Below are 16,151 nucleotides of genomic sequence, written 5' to 3'. Positions count from 1 at the left end.
ACTTGAACTGTGTGTGTGCCATTGTTATTGTCTACAACTTTAGCTAGTGGAGACTTACCATCTTTTCCGTCTTTAACGATGGTAGATGAGGTTACTTCATCTGGATCCAACTGACCATTGCCGTTCTTATCAAGACCAACTTTAACAGTATGTGTGCCGTTATTGTTGTCTACGACTTGAGCCAATGATGGCTTGCCATCTTCACCTTTGGCACCAGTTGCGCCTGTTGCTCCAGTTTCACCTTTATCACCTTTAGCTCCGGTCGCACCTGTAGCACCGGTTGCCCCAGCTTTTCCATCTTTAATGACTGTAGAAGATGTCACTTCATCTGGATCCAACTGACCGTTATTGTTCTTATCGAGTCCGACTTGAACTGTATGGGTGCCATTGTTGTTATCAACAACCTTAGCTAGTGGAGACTTACCATCCTTACCGTCTTTAACGATGGTAGATGAGGTTACTTCGTCTGGATCGAGCTGGCCGTTATTGTTCTTATCAAGACCAACTTTAACAGTGTGAGTGCCGTTATTATTATCCACGACTTGGGCTAATGATGGCTTACCATCTTCTCCTTTAGCACCAGTTGCGCCTGTTGCACCAGTGGCACCTTTATCACCCTTAGCTCCAGTTGCGCCTGTTGCTCCAGTTTCACCTTTATCGCCTTTAGCTCCGGTCGCGCCTGTAGCACCGGTTGCACCAGCTTTTCCATCCTTACCATCTTTGATGATTGTAGATGATGTTACTTCGTCTGGATCAAGCTCACCATTTCCGTTCTTATCGAGTCCGACTTGAACAGTATGGGTGCCGTTGTTGTTATCAATAACCTTAGCTAGTGGAGATTTACCATCCTTACCGTCTTTAACGATGGTAGATGAGGTTACTTCGTCTGGATCGAGCTGGCCGTTATTGTTCTTATCGAGACCAACTTTAACAGTGTGTGTGCCGTTATTATTATCCACGACTTGAGCCAATGATGGCTTGCCATCTTCACCTTTGGCACCAGTTGCGCCTGTTGCTCCTGTTGCGCCTTTATCACCTTTTGGTCCTGCTGCGCCAGTTTCACCTTTATCGCCCTTGGCTCCGGTTGCACCTGTGGCACCAGTTGCGCCTGTTGCGCCTTTATCACCCTTAGGTCCTGCTGCGCCAGTTGCGCCTGTAGCGCCTGTTTCACCTTTATCGCCCTTGGCTCCGGTTGCTCCAGTTGCGCCTTTATCACCTTTTGGTCCTGCAGCGCCAGTTGCGCCTGTAGCGCCTGTTTCACCTTTATCGCCCTTGGCTCCGGTTGCACCGGTAGCACCTGTTGCGCCCTTATCGCCTTTTGGCCCTGCAGCGCCAGTGGCGCCTGTGGCTCCTTTATCACCTTTCGGGCCTGCTGCGCCAGTGGCTCCTGTAGCTCCAGTTGCACCCTTATCACCTTTTGGTCCTGCTGCGCCTGTGGCTCCGGTGGCACCAGTTGCACCTTTATCACCCTTAGGTCCAGTTGGTCCCGCATTACGTTTGACAACCATGATGGTATCTACAGGATCAACGTAATTGTGTCCTTTAAATCCTCTTACAGTTCCACCATTTTTAAGTGTCTCAAGCTCTTGAGCTGTAAACTTAGGATTCGGTACATCATTTAGGTTTTCTGGTTTTGGTCCTACAACAATAACTTGTCCGTCCTTACCTTGTTGGTAAACAATCTGAGAACCAGTTTGATTGTCGAAGGCGCGTTTTTGATCTGGAGTGGCATTCTCATAATCTACGACTCTGACATTATGTGGAATGTCCATAACAAATCTGTCATAAGATTTTTCTGGTTCTGGTGCTGGAACTTCATTGACATATGCTGCAGGAGTATAAGTCAAATTAGGGTTCGTTACGACGTTATTCGCTTTTACGTTGGTATTAAATGAAAACCATTGGCGAATTGGACGTGGCCAGTGCTGACCAGGGTTAGTGGTAGCAATATCAAAGCTCAATGATGTACCACTTGTAACTTTTGCAGCACCCGCTCCCCAGAATTCATTTGGATTACCTTGTTGGTCCCATTGATATTCAGTTTGGCCTTTATAAGAGTTATTCTTACCATTTGCATAGTACCAACCATTTGCCTGTGGAACGATAGAAGAACCTACAATTTGTACATTCTGCATATTTGAGCTCAAATTACCATAAATTTCAGCGTAAATATCATTCCCGTGGTGGTTACGTGAAGCGAAAGAAACAACACCAGGTGTTCTGCCAAAGTCTACCTTAGTGCCATCCGCATAATAGAATTCCCATTCCATATGCAATTGGTTACCCGTTCCTTTACGATCATAGCTGGATCCATTCCAAACTGTCATAGTTGGATCTTTATGGATAGCCATTACCATACTATCATCATAAGCAGAACTCTTCTTAGGCGTATATCGAGCAATAGCTTTCGTAATAGGTCGACCACCGGCAAATGAGTTATGCAAGGTGTACTCTACTGTTGTGGTTCTACCAACTTGCGTATGAACCATGTAGTAAGCATCTGTTTGATCCTTGATGATTCGCTCTGCTGCCGGTTGGCTTGTATCGGCTCTAGTGATAACTGCATTCGGTTGAGTAGTTGTCCCGTCTCGCCACTCACTGTAGCTCCGACTATCCAAAGCTTCACGAACATATTGATTTCGGGATGTGAGCGTACTGTCTTTGACGAACCAGTCTCCTTGTGCCAGCCTAATCCTAGCCGTTGCGTTTGGCTCATCAGAGAACACGAGGTTTTGCGGAGCAATTTGTTGCAAGCTTCCTTCTCTACCTGTTAATTGTTGAGCTCTTTGTTTAGCCGTCAAGTAATCAGAGATTTTTCTATTCATTGCCTGAGCTTCAGTATTTTGAAGATCCGCTGCTTGACGTTCTAATCTGCGTCTTTCTTCGTCAGTTGTTGCGGTTCCAAAATTTCTAAGCTGGTTTGGTGTAACTGGCAAGTTCTCTGATGCTGCTCTATCCAACTGAGTTTTCAAAGCATTAGCTTGAACTGTAGCTAGATTACCGTCTTGAGTAACAGTATAGTCAGATCCTTGACGAGTAGCACCAGTATTTCGGAATCCTGATGTACCACTAACACTTCTGAATCCTGATGTGCCTGAACGCTTAGGTTGTGCGGCTGTACTAGCTTCAGTACTTGCTGTTTTATCTTCTTTTGGCTCAGCCTTTTCTTCTGCTTTAGCTTCTTTCGGAGCATTTGTTTCTTCTGACTTTTCGTCTTTTGAAACAGCAGCTTCTTCTGCTTTAACTACATCTTCAGAGCTAGGTGCTGCTTGTTCCTTAGCTTCAGTTGCTTGAACATCTGCACTTACTGACGCAGCATTCTTTTCAGGTTCGGCTTGTGCTTCAGTTGCCGGTTTCTCAGACTCTTTTTCATCTGAAACTCTAGTAGCTTCTGCTACTTGAGCTGCTTGGTCTTGTGCAGAAGGACTAACTTCTTGCGCACTTGCAACTCCCCCTCCTAGAAAGAAAATACTTGATCCTAGAAAAACTGAACATGCGCCCCATGCTCTCGTCTTACGAATTGTAAAACGTTGCCTTTCTATTTTCTTCCAGTCTTGTCCCATGTATCGGAACCCTCCTTATTATTCTAAAATTGTCACTCCCTCAAGTTTACCATATAAGTGGGATTTAAGCAATTTTATAGCCCTTTTATTACTTAATCATTTTTAGTAAATCTGTCCAATTTTTGAGTATTACTATTTCAAAAATTCACAGTAAATTTTATAAGTGTTTCTGATCTATTCGAACAGTATTTTTATACATTTTTAGTTTATAGATTTGATTAATTATTCTAAGCATATAAAAAATCCTGAAATTAGATTTCAGGATTTTAACATTCTCAATTTGATCAAAGAAAAACCTTTCTAGGTTTATAGGTTTCTTCCCTTTTTTCTAAGATGGCGATAAGCTTACCTTTATGAAAGCCTGCTAAGACAGTCTCAGCATTTTCAATGGGGATAAAACGACCGTGCCGAACTTCTTCAAATTGCTCTGCCGTTAGTTCAATCTTGGGTAGATCACCTGTCCCCAACTCCAGAGGCTGTAGAAAGGAGAAATCCTCCCCCGCTACTCGCTCTGCTATTTCATCCAAGGTCAAGGCATCTTCTAAGCTCATACCTGCTGAAGAAGTCCGTGTCAACTGAGACATGTGACTGGCAAAGCCCAGCTTGGCTCCTAAATCAACAGACAAGGTTCGAACATAGGTTCCCTTGCTGCACTTAACTCGAAAACGAAAGCGAGCTTGTTCAGCTTCATAGGAAATCGGACTGGTGCGCTCAAAACTATAGATAGTCACCTGCCGCTCTGGGCGCTCCACTTCTTGACCTGCACGCGCATACTCATAAAGCTTGCGGCCATTGACCTTGACTGCTGAGTACATGGGCGGTATCTGGCGAATCTCACCAGTCATGGACTCCATCGCTTCATCGATAAGGGCTTCTTCTAAAAGCTCCGTCACCGGCGTCCGCTCTAAGATGTCTCCGCTGGCATCCTCTGTCGTCGTTGAGCAGCCTAGAGTAATCTCCCCCTCGTAGAGCTTGCCTTCCTCCTGCATAAACTCGACCAAGCGCGTCGCCTTGCCCACAGCAACTGGAAGCACCCCTACCACATCCGGATCCAAGGTCCCCCCATGACCGATTTTCTTGGTTTTTAAAATCTTGCGTAGCTTAAATACCGCATCATGCGAGGTCATGCCCGCTTCTTTTCTTAAGTTGATAATTCCATTCATATCTTGTTTTCTTACTTCTCCTTCAAAGCTTCAAACTTAGCTTTCATAGTAGGATTTTTGCGTGTCAGTTTTTTGACAGAGACATCGTCCAGCTTGTTGTTTGCTAAGCGCAGCTGGTTTTCAGAGGTCGTCAGAAATTTCTTGATTTCTTCCATCCGACGGATAGCCTTGTCAATCTCTTCGATGGCCTTGCCAAAGTTGGTCGAAGCAGACTGATAGTTCTTGGCGAAAGCTACTTTAAAGGCATCCAAATCTTCCTCAAAATGCGTAATATCAATGTTCTGCTCCCGCACCAAGGCTAGTTCCTGCTTGTACTGGAGCGAGTTGAGCGCAGCATTACGCAAGAGGGTAATCATAGGCAAGAAGAACTGTGGTCGGATAACATACATTTTCTCATAGGCATAGGACACATCGACAATGCCTGAATTGTAGAGCTCGCTGTCAGCCTCCAGAAGTGTCACCAGAATAGCATACTCACAGCCTTTCTCCCGCCGGTCTTTATCCAGCTCTTTGAAGAAATGCTCGTTTTTCTTCTTGGTCGCTGTCTCATCGCCTTCATTTTTCATCTCAAACATGATGGAGAGGATTTCTACACCATTTTCATCCACCTCACGGTAAATGTAGTCACCCTTGCTACCGGTTCTGGCATCATTGTCCTTGCCAAACTCGGCTCGTGGAAACATGGCCATACGGTTCTTGTTAAACTCGTACTCGCAGTGCTGTTCCAAACTCTCGCCAATCATCTTAGTAGACTGCTTGGCCTTGAAATCCTTGTAGAACTCTATGGTCTCATCTTTCTGCCGCAGCTCCACCTCGTAGCGCTCTTTGAGAGAGGTCTGAGCCAGCGCTGCTTCCTTTTCCTGCAAGACTAGCTGATTCTTAACCTCGTCTCGCTCTTTTTCCAGCGCAGACAAGGTCTTTTGAAGTTGATTTTCATGCTCCAAGCGCAGAGCTGTCAGCTGACTTTCCAATTGCTGAACTTCCTTATCCTTCTCCTGCAATTGAAGACTTGCTGCCTGCTCCGCCTCTTTCTTTGCCAATTCCTGCTGGGTCTCAAACTGAGCGATTTGACTTTGAAGCTTGCTAATTTCCTGCTCTTTCTGCGATAGGAGAGCTTGTTGGGCATTCTGGGATTTTTGCTCTGCTAAAGCCAGCTCCTGCTCAATCCGAGCATGAATCTCCTTGTCAAACTCTGCAGTCCGAACTTGCGACAAAAGCTCACTGTACTGACTCTCATTGACTGTAAAAACCTCCCCGCAGTTGGGGCATTTGATTTCGTTCATGGCTACCTCATTCAAGATTTTTCTCTACTTCATTATACCATTCTTCCCTTTAAATGAAAAACAGCAAGCCGTTGGCTTGCTGTTTCAGGTTATCACTCCTCCATCTCAATCCGCCAGCTGGCGGCTGTTTTTCTTTCTTGGATAAATTTACTGTAAATGCCTTGTTTAGCTAGTAAGTCTTGGTGTTTGCCTTGTTCGACAATGCGGCCTTGATCCAGCACCAGAATCTGGTCTGCATGCTCAACCGTCTTGAGTCGGTGGGCAATCATGATAATGGTCTTATCGCGAGTCAGAGCCTGAATAGCCTGCATGAGGGCTTCTTCGTTTTCTGGATCAACATTGGCCGTTGCTTCATCCAGAATGATAATAGGCGCATCCTTGATAATTGCTCGTGCAATGGAAATGCGCTGGCGCTCACCTCCAGAAAGACTCGCACCTCCTTCACCAATCTTGGTATCATAGCCATCAGGCAGCGAGAGGATAAAGTCATGACAGGCAGCTTTCTTGGCAGCCTCTATTACTTCTTCCTGACTGGCCTCCGGCTTGCCAAAACGAATGTTATTAGCAATAGTATCCTCAAAGAGATAGACGCTTTGGAAGACAAAGCTGAAATTATGAATCAGGCTGTCATAGCTGTAATCTCTAACATCATATCCGTCCAGACTGATACTTCCCTGGTCCACATCCCAGAAGCGGGCGATGAGGTTGCAGAGCGTTGTTTTGCCTGATCCAGAAGGTCCGACCAGTGCAGTTGTTGTTTTTTCGGGAATGGTGAGGGAAACCCGGTCAATAATTTTCTTATTTCCATAAGAGAAGCTAACGTCTATCAGCTCAATCCGGCTACTCTTAGGCTCAATATCCTGACCACTGATGTCCATCGGCTGGATAGCTAAGACTTGATTGACCATATCAACCGACAGATCAACAATGCGCAGGAGAGAGGAGAAAGAGCCAACGCCGTCTAGATTTTCATAAATCATAAAACCACTGACAATCATCATAATAGTTACCAGCAGTTCCATACTGCCATTGAGATAAAAGTAGATAGAGAAAAGCCCCATAAAGAGACCAGTTAGCTTGGTCACCATACCCTGGAGGGCAATGTAAGGTGAGGTCACGAGTGTCATTTTAGTATCTAGCTGACTCTTGCCCTCAATAGCCTTGGACAGCTTCTTGGCAGAACGGTTGACCAGATTGTAGTTCTTAACTTCAGCAATCCCTTGGCTGTACTCCAAAACAACGGCTACCAGGTCCATATCTGCCTGATACTTGTCATCAGAAACCTTGCCAACTTGCCAACGCATGAGGGTATTTGGCAGGAGAAAGAGGACAAGACCCACCAAGAGAACCAGTCCAACCCGCCAGTCATAGAGAAAGACCAAAATAGTGATGAGACCAGTCGTTAGAAATCCTTGCACTGTCATCATAACCACTCGCGTAGCTACGTCAGACAGCCCTTCCAGCGTATTAGTCGTAACACTGGTAATCTTGCCTAGGCTATTTTGATTAAAGTAACCCATGGGCAAATAGCGCATGTGCTCGGCAATTTCAATCCGTTTCTGAGCACAGGTATGATAGCCCGCTTCCGTCTGCAGCATGGTGATTTTCAGGGTAATCCAGACATTTAGCACAGTGGATAACAACATGATACCCAGAGCTAGCCAGAAAGTCTGCATAGAGAGATTCTTCTCAATCAGCCCCATAACAACTAGGCCGATCGCTGGGATACGCAGAGCGATGATAAAGGACTTGATGATGCCCAAATAGATGGATTGATAAAATTTCCTACGGTCCTCTGCCGTACAGAAATCAAAGAATTTCTTCAGTATATTAAGTATGAGTCAGCCCTCCTTCCATCTCACCACTATCCCTGGTAGCAATATGAGCCTGCCACATAGAACCATAAAGCGGACTAGCTGCTAGCAACTCTTCATGCCTGCCTCTAGCTTCAATCCGACCATCATTGACCAGAACTATCTGGTCTGCACTCATAATCGTAGACAGCCTGTGGGCAATGACAATCAAGGTCCGTCCCTCAATCAGCCGAGCTAGACTGGACTGGATCCGTGCTTCGTTTTCCGGATCTGTATAAGCAGTCGCTTCATCCAAGATAAGAATCGGCGCATCCTTAAGCATGGCACGGGCGATGGCAATCCGCTGACGCTCCCCGCCAGATAGATGACCGCCGCCAGAGCCTACTTGAGTCTCAAAGCCGTTTTCTAAGTTCATGATAAAATCATAACAGCCGCAGCGACGGGCAATTTCGATGACCTCTTCGTCAGATGCTGCTGGATTTCCCATCCGGATATTTTCCACAATAGTCTCGTCAAAGAGATAGTTGTCCTGGGTCACGTAAGCAATCTGCCGACTGTAATAGTCTAGCGGAAGCTGGCGAATGTCCAAGCCACCATAGGTAATCTGACCAGAACTGACATCCCAGAAAGAAGCTAGAAGCTTGGCAATTGTAGACTTCCCTGAGCCTGATGGGCCGACTAAAGCATTGATGCTGCCAGCCTGAATATCTAGCGAAATTCCATGTAGCACCTCCTCTTCATCTGTATAGCCAAAGCTGACATCCGTCATGACTAGATTCCTTCCTTTTGGAAGTTCTCTCAGCTCCTGAGGCCTTTTCAAATCCGGCTTTTCCAAAATATCAATCACTTGGCCAAAAATAGTCCCGATTTTCCGTAAATCGTCCATGTAACTAGCCACTAAAATCAGAGGAGTCAGAAGACTAAGCGACAGAATAATCATCAGAATGAAATTACCGGCAGTCAAGCTACCTTGCAGATAAAAATAACAGCCAGCCGGCAGCAGAAAAAGCAAGCCTGATGGCAGAAAAGCAGTCACAATGCCCATCTCTAGATTGAACTTGCGCATCCACTCAATAAAGCAGTCTGCTCCTTCTCTAGCAGCCGTCACAAACTTATCGTAAGAGAACTTTTCCTTGCCAAAAACCTTGATAACCTCAATCCCATTGATGTATTCCACCGCTGTATCATTTAGCTTTTTGGTCTTGACCAGAGTATTTTGATAGTCCGCTTCGCTATTGACAGCCATCCGCATATAGGCCAGCGCCACGATGGGAATAGTCAGGAGAGACAGCAAGGTCAGCCGCCAATCGATGACTAGCATGGCAATGAGAACAATAATCGGACCAAAAATCCCAGCGGTAAACTCTGGAATCAGGTGGGCCAAGGTCGTTTCGGTCGCATCCACCCGCTCAACGATAATGTTTTTATAGCTGCCTGATGACTGACTAAGCACTGTACCTAGAGGCAGTCTAGCCAACTTGTCTGTCAGGCGGTGCCGCATTTCCGCTAGAATCTTAAAAGTAGCCGTATGCGACAGCATGGTGGAAATACCATGGAATCCCCAGTAACCAATCCAGGCCAGACCTGCCCAAGCTGACTGCTGCAAGTAGAAATTCCAGTTTTTATTGACATCCAAGAGCTGATTAATCATTCCACCAATAAAGAAGTAAGGCAGAAATCCTGAAAGCACAGAGACAAAAGCAAAGACCAGACTGAGCACAAAATACATCTTATGAAGGGAAACAAAGTCCCAGATCCAAGCAAGAACAGATTTTTTCTTCATAGAATGTCCTTCTTTCTATCAAAAACCGAGCAAACCTCCCCAGTCAAACAAGTCCATGATGGAATGGCAAAATTCCAGCGCCTGCTCTTGGGGCCAGTCTTGAGCCAAGGGCTCAAATACAGCTGTGTAATAAGCTGTCATGCACGATCGCAGAAACTCGTGTTTGACCAAATGATTGATCTTACCCTCTTTGTAAGCCAACTCCAAATAGCGATAAGTCTCGTCTGCAGCCAAATGAGGCAGACGCATCCTGAAGTCCGCTTGCGAAGAACCCTGAGATTTAAAGAGCAAGAGTTGCATAATATCTTTATGCTCATAGAGAATCCGCATCAGGGACTGGAGATCCTCTAAGCGATGTGCCCACATGTCAGACAGGTGTCCCTCTTCTAGGAAAGCATAGTCACGTCGCTTCTGATCTTGTCCATACTGATCTAAGGCTGTCAGAGTAGGCTCAAGCAGGGCAGTAAAGAGACTGTCTTTACTCTCATAGCGCTTATAAAGTGCCCCAGTCGTCAAGCCAGCAGCGCGACAAATTCTCCGCAGTGAAGCATCCTGATAGCCATAAGCCAAGAACTCACTCCTCGCGCTTTCCAAGATTTTTTCATTTAACTCATCTGTTTCTTTTTTCATGATTTAAATTCGATAACACCGTTATCGCCTTTCTTCTTTTATTATAAATTCTGACAATTTAACTGTCAAGGAAAAACAAAAGAAAAATGAACTGATCTGCTGATTTTAAAGTCCACTTCTTCTTAGAGCAAAGTCTCCATCTATGTCATCCACAGGTTTACTTTCACTTGACTTAGTAAGGATAAGTTTTTTGAAAAATAAAAAGACACTCGTACTGGCTTTAAATAAGCCATCTACGAGTGTCTCTCTGCACTACTTAAATGATGATGTATCATATCAATTGACGATTCTATTTTTTCTTCAAAAGAATCAAAATGACAATTACCCTACTTACCAAGTTCCTGCGTCCTCTTGTAGGCAGCTTGAACGGCGGCCATGACTGTTCCTCGAAAGGCATTTTCTTCCAAACTAGCTACCCCAGCAATGGTCGAACCAGCTGGACTGCAGACCTGATCTTTGAGCTGAGCCGGATGTTGGCCACTGACCTGACTTAGCTTGGCAGCTCCTAAAAGGGTCTGATTAGCTAGCTGCAGCGATACGTCGCGACTGAGTCCTGCTCGGACACCTGCATCCGCTAAAGCCTCTATAAAGAGATAAACGAAGGCTGGTCCACAGCCAGCAAGAGCTGTCGCCGCATCCAACTGCTTTTCCTCTAGTTTGACTAGAAGGCCAGCAGATGACAGAAGCTCACGCAACAAATCTTCGTCCGCTTGATGTGCTTGCTGGGATAAGGCATAGCTAATAACCCCCTCGCCTACGGCTACTGGTGTATTAGGCATCATCCGAATCCAACGATGGTGACTAGGTGTCAATTTTTCTAATAGCTCCAAGCTCAGACCAGCAGCCATCGAAACCAGCAGAAGAGAATCCCGTTTGTCTAGAATTTCCTGATACTCAGCCAGCAAGTCAGTAAATTGAGCAGGTTTGATGCCCAGAAAAATCACCTCTGCCTGAGCAAAAACTTCTGCATTACTGGCCGGCTGACCACCAAGTTCTGCAGCAATCTTTTCAGCCTTGTCACGACTGCGATTGGCCAGTAGCAATTCGCTTCTGTATATTTCATCTTGGGCAACTAGACGAGCGAGATTACCACCCATATTTCCCAGACCGATAAATCCAATTTTCATCTTTATTTCCTCACTTGACCCGTCCCTTGGATGACGTATTTATAGCTGGTCAACTCTTTTAGTCCCATAGGACCTCTGGCATGCAGTTTTTGAGTGGAAATCCCCATTTCGCAACCAAAGCCAAATTGACCGCCATCTGTAAAGCGGGTTGAGGCATTGACATAAACTGCTGCGCTATCCACCTGCTCTGTGAAGTAAGCCGCCGCTGCATGGTTCTCTGTCACAATGGCATCCGAGTGATGGGTGCTGTGAGCCTCAATATGTTCCACCGCTTCTTCCAGCGAGGAAACCAGCTTGACAGCTAAGACATAATCCAAAAATTCGGTATCAAAATCTTCCGATTTAGCATGTGTTCCTGAGATATACTGAGCTGCTTTCTCATCCAAACGCAATTCAACAGGGTTTTCTTGCGCAGCATCACGATCTGTTACCAGCATCTTCTGCAAACGTGGCAAAAATTCTGCTGCAACCTCTTCATGAACTAGCAGGACCTCCATGGCATTGCAGACAGAGGGGCGACTGGTCTTGGCATTCTCAATAATCGCCAAAGCCTGATCTTGGTCAGCATCCTTATCTACATAGATATGGACAATTCCGGTACCCGTCTCAATAACCGGCACAGTGGCATTCTCCACGACCGCCTGAATCAAGCCCGCGCCACCACGAGGAATGAGCAAATCCAGATAGCCATTGGCCTTCATCATAGCCTGGGCGGAAACACGGCTAGTATCAGAAACCAACTGGATACAATCTGGCGAAATCTCCGTCTGAGCCAAGCCGTTTTTCAGAGCCGTGACAATGGCTAGCGCTGTCTGATAGGCATCCTTGCCGCTTCTGAGAACGACTGCACTGCCACTCTTTAGCGCCAGAGCCGCAGCGTCTGAAGTTACATTAGGCCGGCTTTCATAGATAATTCCAATCACACCCATTGCTACTCGCTTTTTACTGATGACGAGGCCGTTCTCAAGCTCAGTCCTTTCCAAGACTTGACCGACAGGATCCTCCAAGTCAATCAACTGGCGAATGCCTTCTGCCATAGCAGCAATCCGCTCCTCATCCAGATAGAGGCGATCCAGCATGACATCTGAGATCTTACCTTTAGCCGCTGCCATATCCAGTGCATTGGCTGCTAAAATATCAGCACGAGAAAGCCAGAGCTGCTTTGCCATTTCTTCCAAAGCATGGTTTTTCTCAACAGTCGTAGCCGTGTTGATTGATTTTTTTGACTTTTTTACAATTTCAAATAATTCTTGTGTCGAGGTCATAGCGCCTCCTTTCGTAAGATACAATAATTCCTTTTTTCTATTGGCGAAGATGTTGGAGAGTTCGGGTAAAGGAAATAAGTAAGTTCCTATTTCCACTTAAAATTCAGAAAAGAGCAGTTGGAGCTCTGGAGTAATAGAAATCCAATCGTCACGATGAATGACGACTCCCTTGGGTTTGCTAGAACGCAGCATGTCCTTGAGAGCCGATTTACCAAAGCGCACGCGCCCCTTTCCTAAAATCGCACCAGTCTCTTCCTCGTACACTGTCACCGTATCTTGATAGGAAAAATGCCCCTCTAACCTGACAATTCCTGATACCAGAAGGCTTTTACCATCATAGCGGAGTGCCTGCGCCGCTCCCTGATCTACATAGATGGCGCCTTGACTCTTAGCATAAAAGGCCAGCCACTGCTTTTGCGTCTTCAATCCCTTATCCTGTGCCGAGAAAAAGCTTCCATCTCGAGTCTGGCTCGCTGCCTCCAATAAAGCATTGCTTTTAAGTGATGAGCAGATATAGACTGGTACACCAGACATGGTTGCCAAAGTCGCTGCTTTGATCTTGGTCAACATGCCACCAGTCCCATTGCTGGAGCCCGCCCCGCCTGCCATGTCAATCAAATCACTAGAGATCGCCTCAATTCTTTCAAGCCGTTGAGCAGTCGGATCTGAAGCTGGATTGGCCGTGTAAAGCCCATCAACATCTGTCAAAAGTACCAAAAGGTCCGCCTGAACCATGGCTGCCACCTGAGCACTAAGCGTGTCATTATCACCCACCTTTAGTTCCTCGATAGAAACAGTATCATTTTCATTGATAATGGGAATAGCACCGCGATTAAGGAGGACCGACAGAGCTTGGTGGGCATTTTTGTAACGACGTTTATCCGCAAAATCATCCTGCGTCAGCAAAATCTGGGCAGATACTATCTTCTTCAAGAGCAGATTAGTGGTGTACTCCTCTAGGAGAAGACCTTGACCAACAGCGGCCGAAGCCTGTTTGTCGGCTACTTTGGTTGGGCGTTTTTTAAAGCCCAGAGAAGAAAAACCAGCCGCAATAGCTCCAGACGATACCAAAATCAACTCATGTCCTGCTTCATGCAAGACCGATAATTGATGGGTAATTTCCCGCACCTTTGCCCGCGACAGACTGCCGTCAGGATTTGTCAATGAGCTCGTTCCAACTTTAAATACAATACGCTTTGCTTTCATAGATTCTCTTTTCCTTACTAGATTTTCTTATTATACCATAAGGAGAGGAAAATTTAAAAACAAGCTTTTCTCATTTCTGCTCTCCTAGCGATAGGAAATATGCTATAATATTCACGAATACTATTGGAGAAAAACTATGATTAAACTAATTGCCCTCGATATGGACGGAACCTTGCTAACTGAGGAAAAAAAGATTCCTCAAACTAATATTGATGCCATTCACCAAGCTATCCAAGCTGGAGTCAAGCTGGTCCTCTGTACAGGCAGACCGCTCGTGGGTGTCAAGCCTTACTATCAGGAATTGGGCTTGGAGAATGAAAATGAATATGTCATCGTAGACAATGGCTGCGCTATCCATCAGACTAGCGATTGGCAGGTTGTTGATTGGCAAGAATTAAAGCCCGATGATATTCGCTACCTCTACAGTTTGGCCGAGCAGAGCCAAGTACAGTTGACCTTGTTTGATGAAGAGCATTACTTCGTCGTAGGAGAAAAGGCCAGCAAAATTGTGACAGATGATGCGGCCCTCGTCTTTACGACTCCTACTGAAATCAGCCTTGAGGAAGCTTGCGGCGGCCAGCATCGAATGTTTCAAGCTATGTTTCTAGGAAATCCTGAGCAAGTAGATGATTTTGAGAACAAGTTCGCTCAAGAACTCTGCCAGCGATTCAGTGGCGTCCGTTCCCAGCCTGTCATCTACGAGGCGATGCCAAAAGGTGTTACTAAAGCCTTTGCCTTAGAGCGTCTGGCGCAAGCTCTAGAAATCAAACCCGAGGAAATCATGGCACTGGGCGATGCTAATAACGATATTGAAATGCTTCAATTTGCTGGCTTGGGTGTTGCCATGGGGAATGCTAGCCAACATGTCAAAGACTTAGCTGACTATATAACAGATAGCAATGAAGAAAATGGCGTTGCTACAGCTATTGCTAGGTTTATCTTAGGTCACTAATCCTGTAGATCATCCCATTTCCACAAATTAAAAAGACAGTTGTAGGAGAGAGCAACTGTCTTTTTTTGATATAAATCAACTAAGTTTAGAGGGAGAGCCTTTCTCCTTTGCCTTAAAACAATTCTTTGTATAAAGCGATGGTTTCTTCCAAAGTCGGCATGAAAGGATTACCAGGTGCGCAAGCATCAATCAAGGCATTCTTAGATAGGTATTCAAAGTCAAAGTCCTTTTCTTCAATACCAAGCTCCGTCAATTTCTTAGGAATACCGACCATTTCGGACAAGGTTTCGATTTCAGAAATGGCATATGCCGCACAATCTTCATCAGTCTTGCCTTCAGTATGCAAGCCCAAAGCTTTAGCTACATTTCTAAAGGCTGCTGGCACACGTTTGGCATTTTCACGCTCAACTACTGGTAGGAGCATAGCGCAGCAAACCCCGTGAGGAAGATGATAGACCGCACCAAGCTGGTGAGCCATCGAATGCACGTAGCCTAGACCTGCGTTGTTAAAGGCCATGCCACCGAGGAAAATAGCATTGACCATAGCTTCACGCGCTTCTATATCATGACCATTAGCAACTGCTCGCGGCAAAAATTCCTTAATCAACTCAATAGCACCGATAGACAGTTTCTTGGTCACGCCATAAGCACCAGGAGTTACCAAGGCCTCAACAGCATGGGTCAAAGCATCCATCCCAGTCGCTGCTGTTAAATTAGCTGGTTTTGAAACCATGAGCTCTGGGTCATTGACAGAGATGAGAGCCAGACTGTTCTTATCAACCATCACCATCTTAACCTTGCGTTCTTCGTCCGTGATGACATAGTTGATGGTAATTTCAGCAGAAGTCCCTGCCGTGGTGTTGATAGCTACAACTGGCAGTCCCTTTTCTTTAGACTTGTGGAGCCCCTCATAATCCTGAGGCTTGCCTCCATTTGTCGCCATAATAGAAATACAGCTAGCAGCATCTTGAGGAGAGCCTCCGCCGACACTGATGATAAAATCACAGCCATTTTCTTGAAGAGCAGCTAAGCCATCGTAGACATTCTTACAAGAAGGATTTGGGTCTACACCTTCAAAAACCACATATTCAATGCCTTCTGCTTCTAGCGGCTTGATGACTTTTGGTAAAATATCACTGGATGCAATGTAGTGATCTGTAACAATTAGAGCTTTCTTGAAGCCCAACTCTTTGACATGAGCACCAAATTCATTGATGACACCTTTACCAATCAAATTGACTGATGGAACGTAGAAAACTGACATAATGATTTCCTCCTTAATTGAGCACAAGGCTCTATTGCATATGTTAATATAATTTTACTACTTTCTCTACTGCATTTCAAATAATTATACAAGTCAAAATA

Annotated in this window: 11 protein-coding genes; 1 reads left to right on the top strand and 10 read right to left on the bottom strand. The window is 45.5% G+C overall.

What is annotated here, in order from left to right; all coding sequences use genetic code 11:
• From D8792_RS11795 to proB, 9 genes are all read right to left on the bottom strand, one after another.
• The coding region (locus D8792_RS11795) for a GbpC/Spa domain-containing protein (protein ID WP_376739434.1) at window positions 1-3,563 on the bottom strand (3,563 nt) is incomplete at its 3' end.
• A gap of 284 nt (window positions 3,564-3,847) precedes the next feature.
• Entirely contained in the window at window positions 3,848-4,726 is an 879-nt protein-coding gene (truB, locus tag D8792_RS04375) for a tRNA pseudouridine(55) synthase TruB (RefSeq protein ID WP_125373040.1), read from the bottom strand.
• 11 nt (window positions 4,727-4,737) lie between these two features.
• Complete coding sequence (locus tag D8792_RS04370; protein ID WP_125373039.1) at window positions 4,738-6,009, bottom strand: DUF2130 domain-containing protein; 1,272 nt, start codon at window positions 6,007-6,009, stop codon at window positions 4,738-4,740.
• Window positions 6,010-6,101: 92 nt separating this feature from the next.
• A complete protein-coding gene (locus D8792_RS04365) occupies window positions 6,102-7,847 on the bottom strand; it encodes an ABC transporter ATP-binding protein (RefSeq protein ID WP_125373038.1) in 1,746 nt (581 codons plus the stop codon).
• Window positions 7,840-9,606, bottom strand: a complete 1,767-nt coding sequence (locus D8792_RS04360) for an ABC transporter ATP-binding protein (RefSeq protein WP_125373037.1) — start codon at window positions 9,604-9,606, stop codon at window positions 7,840-7,842. The genes D8792_RS04365 and D8792_RS04360 overlap by 8 nt, the downstream gene beginning before the upstream one ends.
• A gap of 18 nt (window positions 9,607-9,624) precedes the next feature.
• Entirely contained in the window at window positions 9,625-10,236 is a 612-nt protein-coding gene (locus D8792_RS04355; RefSeq protein ID WP_125373036.1) for a TetR/AcrR family transcriptional regulator, read from the bottom strand.
• A gap of 326 nt (window positions 10,237-10,562) precedes the next feature.
• The gene (gene proC / locus D8792_RS04350) at window positions 10,563-11,363 is read right to left on the bottom strand and encodes a pyrroline-5-carboxylate reductase (protein ID WP_125373035.1); all 801 of its coding nucleotides are present in this window, start codon (window positions 11,361-11,363) and stop codon (window positions 10,563-10,565) included.
• Window positions 11,364-11,365: 2 nt separating this feature from the next.
• On the bottom strand, window positions 11,366-12,628 hold the full coding sequence (locus D8792_RS04345) for a glutamate-5-semialdehyde dehydrogenase (protein ID WP_125373034.1): 1,263 nt from the start codon (window positions 12,626-12,628) through the stop codon (window positions 11,366-11,368).
• A gap of 96 nt (window positions 12,629-12,724) precedes the next feature.
• A complete protein-coding gene (gene proB, locus D8792_RS04340; protein WP_125373033.1) occupies window positions 12,725-13,834 on the bottom strand; it encodes a glutamate 5-kinase in 1,110 nt (369 codons plus the stop codon).
• Between the two features lie 136 nt (window positions 13,835-13,970).
• Between proB and D8792_RS04335 the strand changes: the two genes are divergently transcribed.
• Window positions 13,971-14,786 (top strand): Cof-type HAD-IIB family hydrolase, encoded by an 816-nt coding sequence (locus D8792_RS04335; RefSeq protein WP_125373032.1) that lies wholly within the window; start codon window positions 13,971-13,973, stop codon window positions 14,784-14,786.
• Between the two features lie 112 nt (window positions 14,787-14,898).
• Here D8792_RS04335 and D8792_RS04330 read toward each other — a convergent pair whose 3' ends face one another.
• On the bottom strand, window positions 14,899-16,050 hold the full coding sequence (locus D8792_RS04330; protein WP_125373031.1) for an iron-containing alcohol dehydrogenase: 1,152 nt from the start codon (window positions 16,048-16,050) through the stop codon (window positions 14,899-14,901).
• Between the last annotated feature and the right edge of the window lie 101 nt (window positions 16,051-16,151).

It is taken from the genome of Streptococcus cristatus (assembly GCF_003943505.1).
GTDB lineage: Bacteria > Bacillota > Bacilli > Lactobacillales > Streptococcaceae > Streptococcus > Streptococcus cristatus_E.
Note: the sequence above shows the minus strand (reverse complement) of the source record. Positions and strands in the feature narration are given on the sequence as shown.

Bases quoted from the DNA above. Each gene is read 5' to 3' on its own strand.
- truB (WP_125373040.1), bottom strand. From the start codon at position 4,726: ATGAATGGAATTATCAACTTAAGAAAAGAAGCGGGCATGACCTCGCAT.
- D8792_RS04370 (WP_125373039.1), bottom strand. From the start codon at position 6,009: ATGAACGAAATCAAATGCCCCAACTGCGGGGAGGTTTTTACAGTCAAT.
- D8792_RS04360 (WP_125373037.1), bottom strand. From the start codon at position 9,606: ATGAAGAAAAAATCTGTTCTTGCTTGGATCTGGGACTTTGTTTCCCTT.
- D8792_RS04355 (WP_125373036.1), bottom strand. From the start codon at position 10,236: ATGAAAAAAGAAACAGATGAGTTAAATGAAAAAATCTTGGAAAGCGCG.
- proC (WP_125373035.1), bottom strand. From the start codon at position 11,363: ATGAAAATTGGATTTATCGGTCTGGGAAATATGGGTGGTAATCTCGCT.
- D8792_RS04345 (WP_125373034.1), bottom strand. From the start codon at position 12,628: ATGACCTCGACACAAGAATTATTTGAAATTGTAAAAAAGTCAAAAAAA.
- proB (WP_125373033.1), bottom strand. From the start codon at position 13,834: ATGAAAGCAAAGCGTATTGTATTTAAAGTTGGAACGAGCTCATTGACA.
- D8792_RS04335 (WP_125373032.1), top strand. From the start codon at position 13,971: ATGATTAAACTAATTGCCCTCGATATGGACGGAACCTTGCTAACTGAG.
- D8792_RS04330 (WP_125373031.1), bottom strand. From the start codon at position 16,050: ATGTCAGTTTTCTACGTTCCATCAGTCAATTTGATTGGTAAAGGTGTC.